Annotated in this window: 19 protein-coding genes; 7 read left to right on the forward strand and 12 right to left on the reverse strand. The window is 47.7% G+C overall.

From position 1 onward, the window contains the following. Positions 1-185: 185 nt before the first annotated feature. The 5 genes from fbaA to MYF79_RS19570 all read left to right on the forward strand — a co-directional run bounded on the left by fbaA (position 186) and on the right by MYF79_RS19570 (position 4,789). Entirely contained in the window at positions 186-1,253 is a 1,068-nt protein-coding gene (fbaA, locus tag MYF79_RS19550; protein WP_199658695.1) for a class II fructose-bisphosphate aldolase, read from the forward strand. A 209-nt stretch (positions 1,254-1,462) separates the two neighbouring features. After that, on the forward strand, positions 1,463-2,311 hold the full coding sequence (accD, locus tag MYF79_RS19555) for an acetyl-CoA carboxylase, carboxyltransferase subunit beta (RefSeq protein WP_247809320.1): 849 nt from the start codon (positions 1,463-1,465) through the stop codon (positions 2,309-2,311). Positions 2,312-2,420: 109 nt separating this feature from the next. Further along, positions 2,421-2,858 carry an SsrA-binding protein SmpB gene (gene smpB, locus MYF79_RS19560; protein ID WP_199658693.1) on the forward strand — a complete coding sequence of 146 codons (438 nt, stop codon included), beginning with the start codon at positions 2,421-2,423 and terminating at the stop codon, positions 2,856-2,858. Positions 2,859-2,878: 20 nt separating this feature from the next. Further along, positions 2,879-4,015: a hypothetical protein gene (locus MYF79_RS19565; RefSeq protein ID WP_247809321.1), complete on the forward strand. Its 1,137-nt coding sequence runs from the start codon at positions 2,879-2,881 to the stop codon at positions 4,013-4,015. 282 nt (positions 4,016-4,297) lie between these two features. After that, entirely contained in the window at positions 4,298-4,789 is a 492-nt protein-coding gene (locus tag MYF79_RS19570) for a hypothetical protein (protein WP_247809322.1), read from the forward strand. 11 nt (positions 4,790-4,800) lie between these two features. On the opposite strand, the gene MYF79_RS19575 is transcribed toward MYF79_RS19570, so the two are convergent. Continuing rightward, positions 4,801-5,442, reverse strand: coding sequence for an START domain-containing protein (locus MYF79_RS19575; protein ID WP_247809323.1), 642 nt, complete (start codon positions 5,440-5,442; stop codon positions 4,801-4,803). A gap of 183 nt (positions 5,443-5,625) precedes the next feature. On the opposite strand from MYF79_RS19575, the gene MYF79_RS19580 reads away from it, so the two are divergent. Next, positions 5,626-8,037: an ABC transporter permease gene (locus MYF79_RS19580; protein WP_247809324.1), complete on the forward strand. Its 2,412-nt coding sequence runs from the start codon at positions 5,626-5,628 to the stop codon at positions 8,035-8,037. A 98-nt stretch (positions 8,038-8,135) separates the two neighbouring features. Here MYF79_RS19580 and MYF79_RS19585 read toward each other — a convergent pair whose 3' ends face one another. The 8 genes from MYF79_RS19585 to MYF79_RS19620 all read right to left on the reverse strand — a co-directional run bounded on the left by MYF79_RS19585 (position 8,136) and on the right by MYF79_RS19620 (position 16,835). Continuing rightward, on the reverse strand, positions 8,136-8,516 hold the full coding sequence (locus MYF79_RS19585; protein ID WP_247809325.1) for a hypothetical protein: 381 nt from the start codon (positions 8,514-8,516) through the stop codon (positions 8,136-8,138). A gap of 66 nt (positions 8,517-8,582) precedes the next feature. Continuing rightward, complete coding sequence (locus tag MYF79_RS19590) at positions 8,583-9,608, reverse strand: LLM class flavin-dependent oxidoreductase (RefSeq protein WP_247809326.1); 1,026 nt, start codon at positions 9,606-9,608, stop codon at positions 8,583-8,585. 55 nt (positions 9,609-9,663) lie between these two features. Continuing rightward, positions 9,664-10,218 carry a YceI family protein gene (locus tag MYF79_RS19595; RefSeq protein ID WP_247809327.1) on the reverse strand — a complete coding sequence of 185 codons (555 nt, stop codon included), beginning with the start codon at positions 10,216-10,218 and terminating at the stop codon, positions 9,664-9,666. 313 nt (positions 10,219-10,531) lie between these two features. Further along, positions 10,532-10,984 (reverse strand): ribonuclease HI, encoded by a 453-nt coding sequence (gene rnhA, locus MYF79_RS19600; protein WP_199658686.1) that lies wholly within the window; start codon positions 10,982-10,984, stop codon positions 10,532-10,534. A gap of 33 nt (positions 10,985-11,017) precedes the next feature. Then, entirely contained in the window at positions 11,018-12,655 is a 1,638-nt protein-coding gene (locus MYF79_RS19605) for an acyl-CoA carboxylase subunit beta (RefSeq protein ID WP_247809328.1), read from the reverse strand. A gap of 232 nt (positions 12,656-12,887) precedes the next feature. Further along, positions 12,888-13,583 carry a C40 family peptidase gene (locus MYF79_RS19610; protein ID WP_247809329.1) on the reverse strand — a complete coding sequence of 232 codons (696 nt, stop codon included), beginning with the start codon at positions 13,581-13,583 and terminating at the stop codon, positions 12,888-12,890. 12 nt (positions 13,584-13,595) lie between these two features. After that, the gene (locus tag MYF79_RS19615; protein ID WP_247809330.1) at positions 13,596-14,771 is read right to left on the reverse strand and encodes a CapA family protein; all 1,176 of its coding nucleotides are present in this window, start codon (positions 14,769-14,771) and stop codon (positions 13,596-13,598) included. A 222-nt stretch (positions 14,772-14,993) separates the two neighbouring features. Next, positions 14,994-16,835: a glycoside hydrolase family 76 protein gene (locus tag MYF79_RS19620; RefSeq protein ID WP_247809331.1), complete on the reverse strand. Its 1,842-nt coding sequence runs from the start codon at positions 16,833-16,835 to the stop codon at positions 14,994-14,996. Between the two features lie 129 nt (positions 16,836-16,964). Between MYF79_RS19620 and MYF79_RS19625 the strand changes: the two genes are divergently transcribed. Next, positions 16,965-17,147, forward strand: coding sequence for a hypothetical protein (locus MYF79_RS19625; protein ID WP_247809332.1), 183 nt, complete (start codon positions 16,965-16,967; stop codon positions 17,145-17,147). Between the two features lie 223 nt (positions 17,148-17,370). Here MYF79_RS19625 and MYF79_RS19630 read toward each other — a convergent pair whose 3' ends face one another. The 3 genes from MYF79_RS19630 to MYF79_RS19640 form a co-directional block, all read right to left on the reverse strand. Further along, positions 17,371-18,306: a bifunctional helix-turn-helix transcriptional regulator/GNAT family N-acetyltransferase gene (locus MYF79_RS19630; protein ID WP_247809333.1), complete on the reverse strand. Its 936-nt coding sequence runs from the start codon at positions 18,304-18,306 to the stop codon at positions 17,371-17,373. Positions 18,307-18,415: 109 nt separating this feature from the next. Beyond that, a complete protein-coding gene (locus MYF79_RS19635) occupies positions 18,416-18,871 on the reverse strand; it encodes a c-type cytochrome (protein ID WP_247809334.1) in 456 nt (151 codons plus the stop codon). Positions 18,872-18,873: 2 nt separating this feature from the next. Then, positions 18,874-20,169 (reverse strand): PQQ-dependent sugar dehydrogenase, encoded by a 1,296-nt coding sequence (locus MYF79_RS19640; protein ID WP_247809335.1) that lies wholly within the window; start codon positions 20,167-20,169, stop codon positions 18,874-18,876. Positions 20,170-20,180 lie beyond the last annotated feature (11 nt).

The raw sequence follows: 20,180 nt of genomic DNA on the forward strand, positions 1-20,180 counted from the left end.
CAATATTGAAGCAGGGCGCCCAAATCTATGACCAGCAATAAGAATTTGCCCGAAAAAATGACGAATTCCTATAAAAATCACCAGATTTTTTGTGATTCATACAATTCTAATTCAGAAATCTACTATAATAGTTAATCTTTAGTACTTATATTTGCTGTCCTTAAATGTAAAACAATCCGAAAGCTATGGGAAAATACAGAGCTGGCGTGTTATTCGGCGAAGAGCTGGATGCGCTGTACAATGATGCCAAGAATAACGCATGGGCAATGCCTGCTGTTAACGTAGTAGGTACCAATTCCGTAAACGCAGTACTGGAAACCGCTGCCAAAGTAAATTCACCTGTAATTATTCAGTTTTCTAATGGTGGCGCGCAGTTCTTTGCGGGTAAAGGAATGCCGAATGATAAACTGCAGGCAAATATTGCCGGTGGTATTTCCGGTGCAAAACACGTACACGAGGTGGCAAAATACTACGGTGTTCCTGTAGTACTGCACACTGACCACGCCGCTAAGAAATGGCTGCCATGGATCGATGGTCTGCTGGATGCCGGTGAAGCTTTCATGAAACAGAACGGTCAGCCACTGTACAGCTCCCACATGCTGGACCTCTCTGAAGAGCCGCTGCACGAGAATATAGAAACTTCCCTGAAATATTTCGAGAGAATGAACAAACTGGGTATGTCCATCGAGATCGAGCTGGGCGTAACCGGTGGTGAAGAAGACGGTGTGGACAACTCCGGCGTTGAGAACCACAAGCTGTACACACAGCCTGAAGAAGTAGCTTACGCTTACGAAACACTGTCTAAAGTGGGCAGCCGTTTCACAGTAGCTGCTGCTTTCGGTAACGTACACGGTGTTTACTCTCCGGGCAACGTGGAACTGCGTCCGGTGATCCTGCACAACAGCCAGGAATTCATCCAGAAGAAATTCGGTACTGCTCCTAAACCAGTGTACTACGTATTCCATGGCGGTTCCGGTTCTCCTAAACACCAGATCAACGAAGCGCTGGGTTACGGTGTGATCAAAATGAACATCGATACTGATATGCAGTGGGCATTCTGGGAAGGCGTACACGACTTCTACGAAGCGAAGAAAGGTTATCTGCAGGCACAGCTGGGTAACCCTGAGGGCGCAGATAAGCCAAACAAAAAATACTATGACCCACGCGTATGGCTGCGTAAAGGCGAAGAAACTTTCGTAAAACGCCTGGAAGAAGCCTTTGCTGACCTGAACTGCATAAACAGGAACGCATAATCCGCGAAGCGGTACAATTTATAGATCCTCAGGAAGTCATTCCTGAGGATTTTTTTGTAAATACACTTTTATTATAGCAGTTATATATATATCTTTCCAATCAAATTATTGGTTGCCAGGTACTTTAAGTATAAATCTAAGGGTAGAATACTTTGGAAGTTATAATAATTTGTATCTTGCACAACTATTTTGTAACCTAATAGCACAATATGTCAAGCTGGTTTAAGCGCATTAAACAAGGCATTCAAACGTCTACAAGTGAAAAGAAAGAGGCGCCGGATGGGTTGTGGCACAAATGTCCTAACTGCAAAAAAACCTCTACAGTAAAGGATCTGAAGGAGCACTATTATGTATGCGACAAGTGTAATTATCACAATCGCATTAATTCGGCTGAGTATTTCGAAATACTTTTTGACAATAATCAGTTCGAAGAGCTTTTTGAGAACATTTATCCGAAAGACTTCCTCGGATTTAAGGACCTCAAGCCGTATGGCGCGAGACTGGTAGACGCACAAAAGAAGTCAGGCCTGAAAGATGCAATGCGGGTAGGCGTAGGTAAGGTACTGGGTAACGACCTCGTGATCGCCTGTATGGACTTTGCCTTCATCGGCGGATCCATGGGTTCAGTGGTAGGTGAAAAGATCGCCCGTTCCATCGATTATTGCATTGCGAACAAAATGCCGTTGATGATCATCTCCAAGTCAGGAGGCGCCCGTATGATGGAAAGTGCCTTCTCCCTGATGCAGATGGCGAAAACGTCCGCAAAACTGACACAGCTGGCAGAAGCAAAGCTGCCATATATTTCCCTGATGACAGACCCTACCACCGGTGGTGTGACTGCGTCTTTCGCAATGCTGGGCGACCTGAATATTGCAGAGCCTAAAGCACTGATCGGCTTTGCCGGTCCGCGTGTTATCAAGGAAACGATTAAAAAAGACCTGCCGGAAGGTTTCCAGAGTGCAGAATTCCTGCTGGAACATGGCTTCCTGGACCTGATCATCGACCGCAAGGAGATGAAACAACGCCTGGCAGTGTTATTGGAATTATTTAAACACTAAGCACCAAAACTGAAGAAATCAGGAATTAGGAATTAAGGATTGGGATTGGGGAGATGCTTCCGGATTTCAATTTTTAATTCCTAATTTTTAGCTCCTAACTAATAAGAAGATGGCAGAACTCAAGAACAGATCGGCATATTTCGAGTACGCAATAGAGGATAAGTATATTGCCGGCATGGTGTTGACAGGCACAGAGATCAAGTCCATCCGTGGGAGCAGGGTAAGCTTCAACGATTCATTCTGCTATTTCTCAAAAGGAGAATTGTTTGTTAAAAGCCTGCATATCGCCGAGTATTCACACGGCACTTATGCTAATCATGATCCCCTGCGCGAACGTAAGTTACTGCTCACCAAGCGGGAACTACGGAAACTTGAGAATAAGATAAAAGAAAGAGGCTATAGCATTATCCCGCTTCGCATCTTCATTACCGACAAAAGCCTGGCAAAGATAGAGATCGGCCTGGGTAAAGGTAAAAAGCTGCACGATAAACGCGAAAGTATCAAACAGCGTGAAACGGACAGGGAGATCAGAAGATTCCTGAAATAAGAAAATTTATATTCGAGCATATGCAAAACCGTTTCTGGTGGCTGATTGCCCCTATCCTACTGATTCTGTCCTGTAAATCAGGTGAAAAACTCTACAACAAAGGCCGCTACGATGAAGCGGTAATGGCGTTCGTAAAAAAATTACAGAAAAGACCTGACAACACTGTTTCACTGCAACTGCTTCCTCAGGCCTATACACAGGCACAACGTTCCCACGAGGACAAAGTCAATGGCTACATGGTCTCCAACGACCCGCTGAAATGGGAATACATCCGCTCGGAATACCGCGCGCTCCAGCGTCTGTACGACGGCATTCACGCCTCTCCTGCAGCCCTGGCCATCGTTAAACCGAAAGATTATCGTAATGCTATCAGCGGCGCCCAGGAAAATGCCGCCCAGGTTCGGTATGACAGAGGCGTATCCCTCCTGGAACAGGGCGATAAAGCCGCTGCAAGACAGGCCTTTGAAGAATTCCAGGCCGCGCTCAACCTGATCCCGAACTACCGCAATTCCGCTCAGCTCATGGACGAATCTTTCCAGAGAGGCCTTGTAAATGTAGTGGTAAGGCAGGTAGACGTGCGCTCTCCTTATTACCAGTTCAGCGCTGACCAGTTCAGAGATGTACTGATCCGCAACCTGCAGCAGCGGAATATCAACCGCTTTGTACAATTCACCGACGAGCGCATCGCCCGCAACAATAAGATACAACCTGACCAGTTCCTGGAAATGCGTTTCAATGATTTCGTGGTAGGCCAGACCTATGTAGACCGATCTGAAAGAGAAGTGTCTAAAGAGATCGTTGTAGGTACAGTAAGAGACTCCAGCGGTAAGGCTACCATCAATCGCTACGGTACCGTAAAAGCAAAGGTATACGTCGTGAAGGCAACCGTTGTTTCCAAAGGCCTGCTGGACTATCAGCTCATCGACGTGGCAACCAACAATATCATCCGTACCGACAGGCTCCCGGGCACTTATACCTGGATGAACCAATACGGTTATTATAAAGGCGACGAACGCGCACTCAGCGACGAGGACAAGGCACTAATGGTTGGAGAAGACATAGCCCCCCCTCCTCCACAGGAATTATTCCTGCAGTTCACCAAACCGATCTACGATCAGTTAACACGTGATATGCAGAACATCTATAACAACATGTAGGAACGCGATAAAGACCGCCAGGCGACCTGAGATAAAGGATGACTAGCGGAGACAATAAACAACGGTCCTAAGAGCATATAAAAGAGCACCTGAGGCTTTTAAGCCATTCCAGGTGCTCTTTTTAAGTTCTAGCGCATTCGCGTCAAGCCACCCAATAGCACTCATTTATACGGACCCCTGCTCTTTTCAGGTATCTAAACATTAGATAAATATGTATATTTGCACCCGTAAACGGGTCTGCATCAGCCGTTTACTACAAACCACAACACAAACCATAGATCTATGAAAAAACTCGCATTGTTCCTGCTTGCAGCAAGCATTTTTGCCGGCGCATGCAGGAAAGACGGGCAAGCGGGAAGGGATGAAGTGAAACCAACAGGCGGGGAATTTACGATAGAAGGGAAATCTTACTTATCAGACTATACTTACTGGACGGGTACCGACGGACTCGTTCTGACCAACGTTCCGCAGGCGCCCGAATATATTGAGAACGCTGTACAGATCTTTGTTGACAGTCTCTATTTCTCCCGCACGTATACATACATGGATCGTAATAATACAGGTTACGACAAGCGGAAGAATTTTTCCAATGCAATCGTAAAGTATACGCCCAGCGGCATATATGGTAACGGATATGAAATAACAGGTGTAACAGCAGGTACCATGAATGTCAGCAATAACGGGGAAACCTTCACCATAGATTTCGATATCACCGTTGCCGGCAGACATATGCAGGGCACTTATGTAGGGAAAGTTGCAGGGAAGAGATTTTAACGCATTAAGGATCAGTTCTTTATAAAAGCATACTGCACTTTCTTATACTGCGGTTTGTTGATCTGGGTTTTCAGTTTCCGGAAAGACTCCATAGGGCCTTTGGTGGCAAACAGGTTCACCAGCCATGCAGGAATACTTCCACCGGGATCAGCTTCCAGGGTGTACTCAATGTTCACCATATTGTTCTCAGCCGGAGTAATGATCCATTTACCGGAAGAACGCGTTACGCGTACAATACCGCTTTTCTCCGGCACATAGTCCGGCACTACAGGACCATCAATGGTCACGACTTTCGTATGCGGGTCCTGCCTCGCCGTCAGGTGACACACGAAATCCCTGTTGCTCAGGGGCCAGGGCAATCCAACTTCGGAATAATAGTATACCTCCGCGGGAGAAACCTGTTTCAGTAAAGTACTTGATTTAGTACTGTATAACCACTCCGTGGCTGTGTTAACATCCATAATCACCGCAACAAACTGGGATAAAGTAGCTGGTAATGAACATTTTACCCTGATGCCTTTGTAATTAGAGTTTTCGATAGTCTTGGTATAAATAGCTATACCATCCTTGTTGGTTTTTAATGTCCAGTTCTCCTGTCCATAACACACCAGGCTGAAAAGCAAGACCAAACTAATGATCGATAAGTGTTTCATGTTCGTCTATAGGTTGAAATCCGTCACAAAACTACCGAACTACGGCCATACTTTGTAAAAGTGAACAGATATTGTATTAAAAACGGACATTTTGGTTCTTACCCCTATTACTACATCACTGATTATTAATACATTAATAATCCGGCACTTAGTTGGCGGATACTAAGTATATTTCGTCTTTGTATGTTACACAGTTACCTTAAAATAGCCCTCCGTAATCTCTGGAAGAATAAAATCTTCACTGCCATCAACATAACCGGTCTGGCATTGGGTATGGCATGTGCCCTGCTTATCATCTTTCACGTAAGACAGGAGCTTGATTATGATAAAGCCTTTTCCAAAGCAGACCGCATGTTCCGCGTAACGATGCTGGGTCGCGGCGAAGGCGCCCAAAACTGGGCTGCAACAGCTTTCCCGACCGGCACTGCCATGCAGGAGGAATTTCCTGAGGTGACCGCCGTGGTCCGCTTCCAGAGACCCTATCCCTACCAGGTATTCAGCTATACAGCGCCTGATGGTACGCTTGCCAAATTTGAGGAGAAAGGCGGTTTTTTTGCCGATCCTACGGTAACGGATGCATTCGATCTTGATTTCGTGGCAGGCAATAAAGCAACCGCATTGGCGGCACCCGACAATATCATCATCACCGAAAAAATGGCCCTGAAATATTTTCATGGAGCAGATCCTGTCGGCAAAGTCTTGCAGGACGATATCAACGGTGCGCCGCTACGGGTGACAGGCGTTATCCGGGAGCACACATTTCCTTCTCACCTGCAGTTTGACTACCTGCTTTCTATGGCTACCATTCACCATTATCTGAGTGATGAGGCACTGGCCAACAGGACATGGAACGGCTTTTACACCTACGTCGTACTGGACAAAGCCAGCTCCCTTCAGAAGGTGCAGTCAAGGCTGACCGACTTCACGGTAAAGTTTTATCTGCCGATAGGCGAAAGCCGGGAAGATATTATGGCTGATCGTCTTCTTGCATTGCAACCTGTTACCGACATCCATCTCCATTCAAAACTCGAAAAGGAAATGGGGCCCAACAGCGATATTACTTATGTCAGGATCTTTTCCCTGGCAGCACTGTTCATTCTGCTCGTCGCCGCTGTTAATTTTGTCAATCTGTATACCACCCAGGCCTTCGGCCGGATGAAGGAAATAGGGCTGCGCAAAGTGGTAGGTGCTACAAAAAAGCAGGTGATCATACAGTTCCTGGGAGAATCGCTTATCACAACCCTGATCGCTACCGTCCTGGCGGTGGTCATATTCAAGGCCGCCGTTCCCTTCTACAATAATATCGCTCTCCGGCCACTTTATCTGCCCGATATACTGACCGCTTCTAACCTCGGCATCATCGCATTGCTGGTCGCATTTATAGGATTGCTGGCCGGCAGCTATCCTGCCTGGAGCGTAGGCCGTTTCCATCCTGTCACAGCACTCAAAGGCAGAGGGACACCGGGAAGCACCACAAATATTGTCAGAAAGGGCCTTGTCATTTTTCAGTTCGTCGTGTCGGTGTTCATGATCATCAGTACCATTGTCATCTATCGTCAGATCAGATTCTTCCATAACAAAGACCTCGGATTTGACCGTGCACAACTGGCGGGCGTAACCATCTATGGCCCCATGTGGCAAAGGTTTGGTGCATTGATCAATGAGATCCGCCAGAGTCCAGATATTGCAGGTTTCTCTATTGTTTCCACGCTTCCCGGCGACAGGTTCAGCTCACAGTCGCTCAGGCCAATGGGTGCAGATCCAAACCAGGCGTTTAACAACACCCGTGTGATGTGGTCGGACGAACGGCTTTTGTCCACCTTACAGATCCCTTTGCTGCAAGGGCGGAACTTCTACAATCAAATGCCGGCAGTAAAGAATAAAGAATTTATCGTCAATGAATCTGCCGTCAGGACCTATCAGCTGCAATCACCTGTTGGTCAGCAGATCATCCTGGACGGTGATACCGGTGCCATAGTTGGCGTGGTGAAAGACTTCAACTTTGCATCCCTGCATTCCCCGGTAGATCCACTTGTCATCAAGTACGACCCTTACAGGGCCAACTATCTCCTGCTGAAGATAAAACCCGGGCGTATACAACCCGCGCTTGCTTTCATGGAGCAGAAAATAAAGGCGCTGACACCGTCAGGTACATTCACGTATACTTTTATTGACGATAAACTGAACCAGCTCTATGCCTCTGAAAACCAGATGAGCACTGTATTCAAAGCCTTCGCAGCCTTTGCGATATTTATATCCTGTATGGGCCTGTTCGGACTATCAGCCTATTCTGCGCAACTGCGCATCAAAGAAGTAAGTATCCGGAAAGTGCTGGGCGCATCGTCCTCCTATATTGCAGTGTTACTTTCGAAAGATTTCGTCAAACTGGTGTTCATTGCTATTCTTTTGTCCTGCCCGATGGCCTGGTGGGCCATGGAGCGATGGCTAAACGGCTTCGCTTACCGCATTCCTGTCAGCGGCTGGATGTTTGTAGCGGCGGGCGTATTTGCATTGGTAGTGGCAATACTGACAGTGAGCTATCAGGCGCTTAAATTAGCGCTCACAAACCCGGTGAAGTATCTAAAGACGGATTGACAGCGGGTCAGTGACAACTGACCCTTAAAGCGCTCCTGCTATACATTATTTTGAATGTCCGCTTTAAGGGGCAATAGCAATCTATACCTGAGGCCTGACTATCTCTCCGACAGTGATCTTATGAATCGGATCAGTGACCTGAAATGGAGGATGGTAAACAGGATAAGCAGACAAAATGAGAGCAGCTCAAACCTGCATTCAATGCCGAAAAATATATCTGTAAACAGAATTTTACGCGTACTTGTGAAGACGATCAACCTTAAAATACCGGCCAGCAGTATGAGTAGTGTAATCAATTTTCCAACCCTGGGATTAAATCTCATCACAACTATACTTAGCAGTACAGCGCCGATCCCGATATAGAATCTGCTATCGTCATTCACCGCATCGTTCGTTGTGTTAATGATATACAATGTGCGAAGCTGTACCAGCAAAAGGATCAACGGGATAACGTAATCGCGGAATTTTCTTGATTTCATCAGGTTTTGGGTTTAAGCTAATATACTAACTATCCCCCACAAACCTGATGAACCAGGAATAACTTACTATTTATTTACCAATGGTTTGAGCTTCTTTCCTATCAGCTCAATAGCATGCATCAGTTTTTCGTGCGATACTTCCGCACTATCCATCTGGAAAGTGAGCCTGGATATGCCTCCCAATGCATTTGCATGCCGCAACACTTTCTCCGCAATCTCTTCCACACCTCCTACCAGCAATGCGCCTGTTGGGCCCATCTGGCTCATAAAACGTTCTTTCGTCATCGGCGGCCAGCCACGTTCCCTTCCTACTTTCGTCATGCTGGCAGCATATCCCGGATAAAAATCTTCTATTGCCTGTTCAGTGGTCTCCGCCAGATAACCCAGCGAATGCAGTCCTACGGTCAGCTTCTCCGGTGCATGTCCCGCCCTTCTTCCTGCTTCCCGGTACAGATCAATTAAAGGACGGAAACGGTGTGTCTCCCCTCCTATGATCGCTACCATTAATGGCAGTCCCAATGCGCCGGCACGAACGAACGACTGCGGCGTTCCACCCACGCCAAGCCAAACAGGCAATTGCTCCTGTATGGGTCTCGGATAGACTGGCTGGTTCTTTAATGCAGGCCTGAATTTACCCGACCAGGTCACAAACTCATGGTCCCTTATTTCCAGCAGGAGTTCCAGCTTCTCTGCAAAGAGATCATCATAGTCATCCAGGTTATAACCGAACAAGGGAAAAGCATCTGTGAAAGAGCCTCGTCCTACCACCATTTCGGCACGGCCACCGGAGATCAGGTCCAATGTGGCGAAGTTCTGAAATGCCCTCACCGGGTCCATCGCACTTAATACCGTCACAGCGCTGGCCAGCTTTATGCGCTTCGTACGCGAGGCAGCTGCCGCCAGAATGTGTGTGGGAGCCGCATCCAGGAAACCCTTCCGGTGATGCTCACCAATACCAAATACATCCAGTCCTGACTTGTCCGCATGTTCCATTCGTTCCAGCAATTGGAACATCGCGTCCTTATCACTCAATGCTGCTGCGGCGTTGTCGGTAAACCGGGCCGCAAAACTGTCTATTCCTATTTCTATCATAAATTTTATTCCGGGAAAATTCTTTTATTTATCTCCCGCCTCCTGATGTGATTTTTTATTGAGCAGCCGCAACCAATACAGGTTCAGTCACTTTTACCAGCTGGATCTCCATGTGCAGCTTCACCTCATCGCTCAACACAATACTTCCTGCTTCAGTAGCCGCATTCCAGCGCAGACCATAATCAGCGCGGTGCAGGCGCCCCTTGATGGAAAAGCCTTCTTTTTCCTGTCCATAAGGATCTGTCACAACACCGCTACGCACTACCTCCAGCTCAATGGCATGTGTATGCCCCTTGATGGTCAGGTCGCCAACCACCTTATAATTTTCTTCAGTAATCTTTTTGATCTTTTTTGATACGAAAGTGATCTTCGGATAATGGGCAGTGTCGAAGAAATCGCTGCCTTTCAGGTGTTCGTCCCGCTGTTTGTTCAGGGTGCTGATACTGTCTGTAGCCGCTTCAAAAGTAATGCTTGCGTCGTGGAAATCCTCGCTGTCGGTCCTAACACTTCCGCTGAACTGTGTAAAATAGCCGCTCACGTTAGTGATCATCAGGTGCTTTACTTTGAATCCAATTTCGCTGTGTGATTCATCAATCTTCCAGTGTGTCATAACTTAGTCGTTTAAGGCATTGATTTAATACCCTAAAAGTAAGCCGTGATAAGCTTTCAGTGGTTGCACAGAATTTTGTTATTGGTGGACAAATTTCCAAAAATCTTTAAATAAATGTTAAAGCCCGCCTCACTGTTTGCAATCCGGAGTTTTCTCCCAGCGTATAAAAAGAGGAAAACTCAAAAGTAAAAATGAGCGCTGTGGATCGCTTAAATGACCGCCTGACTCCATCAGGTACCGGATAGAAAGAGGGTGTATCGTACTGTCGATACACCCTCTTCAATATTTAGGAAAGCTTATAATTAAAATGACACTATCCCTCGAAACCAACGTCTTCCAGCCAGTTACCGCTATCGGCAGCCTGAGTGGCCAGTTCATCACAACGGTTGTTCAGGGGATTGGTAGCATGCCCCTTTACCCACTGGAATTTCACCTGATGCCGCTTAAAGGCAGGTATGAAACGTTGCCAGAGATCTTTGTTCTTTTTGTCTTTAAAACCGGTTTTTACCCAGCCCCATAGCCAGCCTTTTTCAACGCTGTTCACCACATACTGACTGTCTGTAAAGATCTTCACATTCAATCCATCTTTCTTCAGGGCTTCCAGGGCCACGATCACGGCCATCAGCTCCATCCTGTTGTTGGTAGTGAGACGGTATCCCTGCGATAATTCCTTGCGGACACTGTTCCACATCAGGATAACACCATAGCCACCAGGGCCAGGGTTACCACGGGAGGAACCGTCCGTGTAAATAATAACTTCCGACATAGCGGGCAAAGATAAGGATTAAGCGCTATGCTTTTACACCTGGAAAACACCTAAGCTGAATGTATCTTCCACAGGTGCATTATTGGCCGCTGCAATGCTTTCGGAAAGTATTTTACGTGTATCCAGCGGGTCTATGATCTCATCTACCCACAGGCGTGCGGCTGCATAGTAGGGAGTGGTCTGGCTGTTATATCGCGCCGTGATCTCGTTCAGCAGTTTCTTTTCCTCTTCCGGTGTGATCTCTTCCCCTTTTGCTTTCAATGATGCTACCTGTATCTGCAGCAGTGTCTTTGCTGCCTGTTCACCCCCCATCACTGCTATCTTCGCATTGGGCCATGCATAGATAAACCGCGGATCATAGGCCTTGCCACACATGGCATAGTTACCCGCTCCATAGGAATTGCCCACTATCACTGTAAATTTCGGCACAACGGAATTGGCCACGGCATTCACCAGTTTGGCGCCGTCTTTAATAATGCCGGCATGTTCGCTGCGACTGCCTACCATAAAACCGGTCACGTCCTGCAGGAACACCAGCGGTATCTTTTTCTGGTTACAGTTCATGATGAAACGGGCGGCCTTATCAGCGCTGTCGTTGTAGATCACACCTCCCATCTGCATTTCACCCTTTTTACTTTTTACCATTTTTCGCTGGTTGGCCACAATGCCTACAGCCCAGCCGTCTATGCGCGCATAGCCGCAGAGGATGGTCTTGCCATAATCTTCTTTGTACTGGTCGAATTCGGACCGGTCTACCAGCCGGTGGATGATCTCCAGCATATCATATGGACGGGTACTGTCTTCGGGGATCATACTGTACAATTCAGCAGGGTCTTTTTCCGGCAGGGCTGGCGTAGCGCGATTGAAGCCGGCACTGGCAGGCTCGCCTATCTTACTCACGATCTTTTTGATATGATCGAGGCATTCCTCGTCTGAATCAAACTTGTAATCGGCTATGCCGGAGATCTCAGTATGGGTCACCGCCCCTCCCAATGTCTCCGCATCGATCGTTTCGCCGATGGCTGCCTTTACCAAGTAAGGGCCGGCCAGGAAGATAGAGCCATTGCCTTCCACCATCAGCACTTCATCGCTCATGATAGGGAGATAAGCGCCCCCGGCCACACAGCTACCCATTACAGCGGCGATCTGGGTAATGCCCATTGCGCTCATGCGTGCATTGTTACGGAAAATACGGCCGAAATGTTCTTTATCAGGGAATATCTCATCCTGCATGGGCAGGTATACGCCGGCACTGTCTACCAGGTAAATGACGGGCAGCCTGTTTTCCATCGCGATCTCCTGGAGGCGCAGGTTCTTTTTTCCTGTCATAGGAAACCAGGCCCCTGCCTTCACCGTCATATCATTGGCTACAATCATACACTGGCGGCCGCTGATATAACCAATGCCGCCTACTGTACCGGCTGCAGGACAACCACCATGTTCGGGGTACATTTCATAGGCAGCAAAGGCGCCTATTTCGTTAAATGGAGTGTCTTTATCCAGCAGATAGGCAATACGTTCACGTGGGGTTAATTTGCCTTTCTGGCGGACTTTTTCGAGGTTCTTTTTGCCTCCTCCCTGTTCAATGACGGAGAGGCGTTGTTTTAGCGTGCTGAGAGATCTGCGCATCGCATCTTCGTTCCGGTTCATGTCCAGTTGCTGTGCATCCATATGATTGTTTTTGGTTCATGACCTTTTGTTGGCCATAACTAAAAATAAGGAAAAACAGCATGTCATCTGCACATTCAGGAACCTGTTCAGGCATCTTTCGATAAAATATTTTCCCAGCCATCACCATCAGGGCTAAAGAAAATGAAACGCTGCTCTTTCCCATGCCAGATCATTAGCCTTCCGCAATGCTTCCACTGGAAGATCTCTTTGGTGCTCTCGCTTAACCAGCGGCCTAGTAATCGCTTTCACTGCCTTCCTGTGCCGGCGGTAACACCATGTTGGTGGAATCTACCTGGATCACCCTGCGGGCAGCGATAAAGCGCTTCTTATAGTACTCGCTGTTGGTAATGTCTACAATATTCACGCCCTGGTTACTGGAATGGATCATCAGCACCTTCCCGTTGTCTACTTTGTAGACACAGCCTACGTGGGCGATCCTTTTCTCTTTGGATTTCGTGCTTCTCCTTCCGGCAAAGAACAGCAGATCGCCGGGGCTCCAGTCGGAAGGGGTAATGATATTACCCAGGGAGCTCATATCAGCCGCAGTACGGGGCAGGGTCATTCCGATCACGGAGAAACCAAATTTCATCAATCCGCTGCAATCAAAGGCGAAAGGTCCGATGGCGCCGCGGATATATGGTTTGCCCAGCTCAGACTCCAGCACAGCCAGGAGCTGCTTGATATTACTTTTAAGACCGGAGGTATCGTATGTATTGAGGGTAATGTCAGTGTTAGGAAAATATAAGCTATCAGGCAGCGGTGGTGGCGTCACTGCTTTTTTATGGGCAACAGCCTTGTGGGCGGTCGTTTTTTTATGATAGGCAGTATGTTTCTTTACTGGTGCGTGTTTAACTGGTTTCTTCTTTACTTGTGCGCCTGCTGTGGCAATGCTGGCAACGGATATGATTATTGGCAATAACTTCTTCACAGTAACATGGTTTTAATCAAATGTCCCCGCCTCCACCTCCGAGTATTTGAAGTCCTCTACAGATAAGGAACGGATCATTTTGAAAGCTTTCAATGTTGTATCCGGTTTAGGTATGCCTTCCCCCTCTTGCAGGAAGGAAAACACTTTATGCTCCACCAGGTTTCCCCCACTGGTGATTTTTACCTGCAGCAAAGGTGCAATATTATTGGGATATTTTAAATTGAATTGATGATAAGTTGCAAAATTTCCTAAGCTATAAGCAATTAATTTTCCTTTATATCTCTCCATACCCCTTACTACGTGAGGGCCGGAGCCGATTACAAGGTCTGCTCCCTCCTCCACACACATATGTGAAAAATGCCTTACATCTCCCCTGTTCTGTCCATAGAAGAACTCCCGGCCCTTAGGTGTATGCTGGCGGCCTGATCCTTCCCCGCCTCCGTGGAAGAACACGACCAGCAGCTGGCAAAGGGGACGTACCTCGGCGATTGTCGCCCTTACGAGAGAGTCGTCGTTCATGTCCAGGCAATTGCTATGGGGGGCAAAGGAAACAAAACCGATACGGGTATTCCTGATGGTAAGGGTATCAAAACGGTGCTGCGGCACACCGCTGGTTTTAATATTATTGCTGTCCAGGAATGCCAGGGTATGTTTCACGCCCGTCATACCGAAGTCGAAAGAGTGATTATTGGCCAGGTTCAGGTACTCAAAACCCGCCTCTTTATACCACATGGCGCATTTATACGGCGTACGGAAGGCAAAACACTGACTGGAGCCGCAGCTTTTAAACACCTTGGCGCTGTCGGACACTGCACTTTCCAGGTTGCCGATACGCAGGTCTGTCTGTTGTAAAAGCGGCATTGCATATTGCAGGATATTCCCCTCTTCTGCTGTTGGCAGAAAAGCAGCTGCGGGATAGGAAGAACCTACCATCATATCCCCTACTATAGAAAAACTGATCGTGTCGGGTAAAGTATCTGTAACGCGGCGGGAAGCAAAAACTGAATTGCCGGCGAGTGAATATCCATTTGTTGCACCTACTCCCCCGGTATCAACAAGCTGTCTGAAAGAATACTGTTTAATCCATTGCATATCCTTCCTGTTGCCAGACAACATGTAGGCCATTGAAAAGAAGATAACAACATTGAAAGAAAATAAATAAATACCCTTTTTGGCACGCTTAGGCATACAGTAGATAATATATTAAAATTGAAATTCAGTCGCTTAGTTAATGTTGTCTAAGGGGTATAATAAGATACTCAGAACATCCTCTTTTTGCATTCACGAACCGTCCCTCAGGGGTTTACGGCAGCAAATATATAGTAATCCATTTATAATTTGCAATAAGCATGCCGGTCCTTCCATGTCAGAACCGGCATGCCGTTAAATAGTCCCTTCTTTTACAATCAGTTATTTCACAAAAGAAAGTGTGATCTTTTTTCCGTTTTTCACTATCGTTACCCAATATACGCCCGATGACAGACCGGCTACATTGATGCTGTTACCGGACAGGCGGTTCCTGATCCTCATCCTGCCGCTTATATCCGTTACCGTCACATCCGCGCCGCTCAGATCATCTGAAGTTTTCAGATACAACGTATTACCTACGGGGTTAGGATACAATACCAATCCCTTTATCGTATTCTTTCCTGCAGTAGCCGTCTGCGCAAGTGTTGATGCTGTTGGCGCAGCCCCGGTTGCAATGATCCGTAAAGAGCTTGTCAGATCATTGAAATTCTGATTTACGAGACAGTTAAGATCAGTAGAAGTGGTTACGGAAGTTCCGCCGAAATTGTCGTGCTCATACAGTATTACCTGGTAGCCGCTGCTCACTTTCAGGGATGATATCGCATCGTTAGAAATGCCTCTTGCCTGCAGCTGTGTCAGCGTATAATTGCCTGCTTCCAGGCTGATTACATCGCCGGTATAATTGCAGTCTTTAAAGAAGCTGGCGCCCGCGGTGTAGTTAACAATAAGAGAGGAAACACTGTCATTCCAGGCGCCGCCGATCCAGGCACTGTTGCCGGACACCGTCCAGCTTTCTCCCTGGTAATTATCATTCTTAAACAACCTTACCTGGTAGCCGGCAGGAATTGCAAAAGCAGTAATGTCATTGTTGAGAATGCCTTTTGCCACCAGTGCATCTGTGTTATAGCTGCCTACTGTGAGGCCCCAGTAACTACCTCCGTAATTGATATCCTTGTAGAAATAGGATTGATCCAGCATAGCGGCTGCTTCTATCACTTTCACACCACTCAGTTGTGTTGCGTAATCTGTACTGCCGGATGGTTGTTGCGACCATACAGTGCCTACCAGGTTGGTAGAAGGATTGATACCACTTGTCTTCAGGGTCTGCGCATTAAAGCGGATCGCTTCATTATAGCGCGCTCTTGTCTCTGCCGGTATATTGCCTTCACGTGCCAGCTGGGCAAGGTAACGGATGAAGATACCCTTGAAAAGCCCACCATCGCCGCCGCCTGTTTCATCCGCAAAGAACATTCCGTTGGTACGTCTGCTGTTCATTGCATATTCAGCAGTTTTTACGGCATCATTCAGGTAGTTGACATCACCGGTTATTTTATACAGTTCCCAGCCTGCGCCAATGAAAGTACCCACGTTGTATGAGAAGATCCAGTCTTTGTTGGTAACCCCGGTATTCAGGTTGATATTATCCCATACAGCGCCTGTTACGGGGTCTACCAGGTGCGCTTTCATAAAGGAGTAGACATCCTTTATCAATTGCAGATCGGCCGCCGAATTCGTAATACGGTACATCCTTGCTCCCAGGATGATTGCCGGGGCATTGCCGCAGGAATTCTTACATCCGGCACAGCCCTTGTTCCAGTCGATAGCGCCATTGCTGTAACCGCCCTTAATATCGTTCCAGAGCGTACTGGCTACATTGTAATAATCAGCATCGCCCGTTTCATACCAGGCGCGTAGCGTCGCGATACCCATCCATTCCATATCGTCGTAGAAATAGTTGATGTAGGTATTGCCATTGAAACTCCTGACACCCAGCAGCAATGATTTCATGCGTGTCTTATAGGTCTCGGAACGTGTGCGCATGTATCCATCCAGCAGTGCATCCACACCATGAGCGCACCACCAGTAATTTTCGTTGGGCACGCCGAAAGTGTTGTACATACTGGTCTGTAATGCTTCTGCTGTTGCATTGAAATTGGCAAGCTGGCCTGCGCTGTTGAACTGTAAGCACAGTACTAATACGGCCACCTGTAAAAGTGTTTTCATGTTTAAATGGTTTTGAATTTTGAAGGATGAGGAATGAATATCAACGTGGTTGAGCAATCAGACATTGATCTGTTGCGAAATAGTAAAACAGCATGAACCGTATGCAAATGCATAGGCGTCCAAAGGTGCATGCCTGTGCATAAGGGCGCCGGTCATCAGGCTGCTGTCTATTCCAAACAGGACCTGACAGTAACGTGGCTCAGTCATACTGCCTGGAATAACAGTACCAGGCAGGAAATATGGATACGATCATACCTGCCAGAGAGAGGGCGCTGGTATAATGAGGCCATTGACCTTAGGGGCCATTGCTGACTGACTGATTGTAACTGGAGGGGAAGGGAGACCTTGCTAAGGTATGTGTCCTTACATGGATCATAACCGCTTTGCATGGCAAAACCGGTATACAGGTTAGCAGATGTTTCATTTTAAGGGTTTTATGTAATAAACACAATGAACCCTGGATGAACTACAGCGTACTAAAAGTATTTAAATGTTTTAAATAAAGCAAGGGGCTAACAATAAAAGTCTGTTCCGCTTAGATCAGATCTATCTCATAGCGTTCTTCCGTCAGCTGCAGTCCCCACATCGGCATATGTTTCTCGCCCGACTTGCGGAAGCCATTCTTCTTAAACAAGGTCGTTGCTGCCACCTGCTGGGCGGTGGTGATGAGGTAGATCTTCTGGAACAGCTTCTCTTTTGCTGCATTGATGGCTTCTGTGAGCAGGCGCTGCCCGATACCGAGCCCGCGGTAATCAGGATGTACCAGGAACCAGCGCATCTGCGTAGCATAGCGGGAGTGCCCCAGTACGGCGATGGAACCGATGATCTGGTTGCCATGCATGGCCAGGAACACCTGGTCTTTGGATGAGTTATAAGCTTCCAGGAATTCGTAGAAGGTCTTGCAGATATGCGTCTCGTATTCGAGGTTATATCCGGCTTCCTTAGCATAGAGGGAGCCGTGCATATGCATGATAAAGCCGGCATCGCCCGGTTGGAGGTCGCGCCTGTAGGTAATATCATCTGCAGAGATCCTGGCATCATCAGAGAGGATATGCCTTACCGTTTTCATAGCACCGGCCAGGGCCAGTTGCTGTTCTGTACCCAGGGGTTCCAGCAGTTGGGATATCTGCTGTGCAGAGCCTTCTTCCAGTATCTCCAGCAATTTGCGTCCTTTGGGGGTCAGCTGCAGATACCAGGTACGGCCATCCATGGTGGATTTACGCTTGGAAATAAGCTGATTTGTTTCAAAGGTCTTCAGGATGCGGCTGAGATATCCGCCGTCTATACCCAGGTTTGCAATCAGTCTGCCCGCAGTGCATTGATCTTCTTCCTCCCTTAACTTTACCAGCACACGTAAAGCTGATAATGATAGATTATTGTCCGCTAAGTGCCTGTTTAACAATTCCGCCAGGCTGTTGTAATAATTATTGAATTCACTAACCTCCCGCACCACTTCTGGATTCACTGACATGTCCCTAAAATTTTCCGCAAATGTTAAAAATCTGTTTGACAAAAGCAATTAAAAAACTGCGGCATTTACCCACACTGGATAAATGCCGCAGTTAAAATATTCACATTCTTTACTTTACAGTAGCGCGTACCGCAGTTACTTCCGCCGCGGAAACGGTGCTGGCCTTGTTGCCGAAGCTATTCCGGACATAAGACAGTATATCGGCGATCTCCTGGTCTTTCAGGGCCGCCTGTGAAGGCATCGGGTTGGAATAATATTCCCCGTTGATCTCTACGTCTTCGTTTAGTCCGTTCAGTAATATCCCGATCAATCTTGTCTTGTCGCCCAGTACATACTCCGTCTTTACCAGGGGCGGATTCATACGGGGTACGCCTGTTCCGTTTTCCTGGTGACAGGAGATGCAGTACTGTTTATAAAGTAGCTTCCCTCTTGCTATCTGGGCTGTACCAACGCCGGTGGTATGTTTGGCGGCTGCCGGTTTTGCCGGAGCCGGTTTCTTCGCCTGTGCATTCGCTAACAATACACCGAGCATCAATGGCATTGCTGCCAGTATCCATTTTCTCATGTCTATTTGGTCTTATATACGATCCTGTAAACAGTTCCTTTCACATCATCGGTCACATACAGTGAACCATCCGGTCCCTGTGCCAGTCCGCAAGGACGGTGTACCGCGTCGCCGGGCGATTTTACCGGGCCGGGACCTGCAAATCCATCTGCAAATACTTCCCACTTACCGGCAGGTTTACCATCTTTAAAGGGCACGAATACCACAAAGAAACCAGCCTGGTTCTCAGGAGAGCGGTTCCATGACCCGTGGAAGGCCACAAAAGCCCCGTTACGGTACTTTTCGGGGAACTGGCTACCTGTATAGAACAGTAGGCCATTAGGCGCCATATGGGCAGGAAAAGCCACTACAGGCTCCTCTATATTGCCGCTACCGGTCTTTTTACCATCGCCACCATATTCAGGCGCCAGCATCTTCTTATGCTGGAAGGGATCGTAATAAATATATGGCCAGCCGCAGTCGGAACCCTGTTTCAGGGCATACATACATTCTGCCGGCAGGTCGGCCGATTGTTTCTCTGTGTACAGATCCGGGAACAGGTCATGCAGCTGGTCGCGGCCATGCTGCATCACGAACAGCTGGTTGAGCGATTTATTCCAGTCAAGCCCCACCACGTTCCTCAGACCGGTAGCATAGCGTACGCCATCGCCATAGGTCTGGTTCTGTTTGTCGGCCTTGAACTGCCAGATGCCGGCCGCGGAATCAAGTATCGGGCATGGTTGCATGCCCAGTGAACCGGCTGTTCTGTCTTTCGTCTGGCAGGAGTTGGAATATGCCCCGATATTAACGTAGATATTACCGTTGTCGTCCAGCACGATCGACTTTGATTCATGCTGTCTGCGGTTGATGAGGCCAGTCACCACGGTTTGCGGATGTTCAGGATCGATCACCTGTTGTTGCGCATCCAGTTTATAGCGGTAAATGTCTTCGTTGGAAGTAGCATACAGGTAATCCCCTTTCACATAGATCCCTGTACCGCCATAGGCGCCAAAGCCGGTCTTCTTGTCGATCTTACCGTCGCCATTGGAGTCCTGGAGATAAAGTATGCCATTGTTGTTCTTGGCCCTGTCCAGTTTGATGTAGATACCTCCGTTGCTCGTTACAGCGATATGACGGGCCCTGCCCAGGCTGTCTGCTACTTTTAAAGCGCCGAAACCGGCAGGTAATTTCAATCCGGCATTGTTAGCATCCGGTTTAACATCAGTGGCGCCCGGCTTGCCCGGACCGCCGGCAAATACGGAAGTGGTAATGGCTGTCATTGCCAGGGCAAGGATCAGACATCCCTTTGTCTTTTGCATCAGCATATGGT

Origin of the sequence: Chitinophaga filiformis (genome assembly GCF_023100805.1) — a bacterium.
Classification (GTDB): Bacteria; Bacteroidota; Bacteroidia; order Chitinophagales; family Chitinophagaceae; genus Chitinophaga; species Chitinophaga filiformis_B.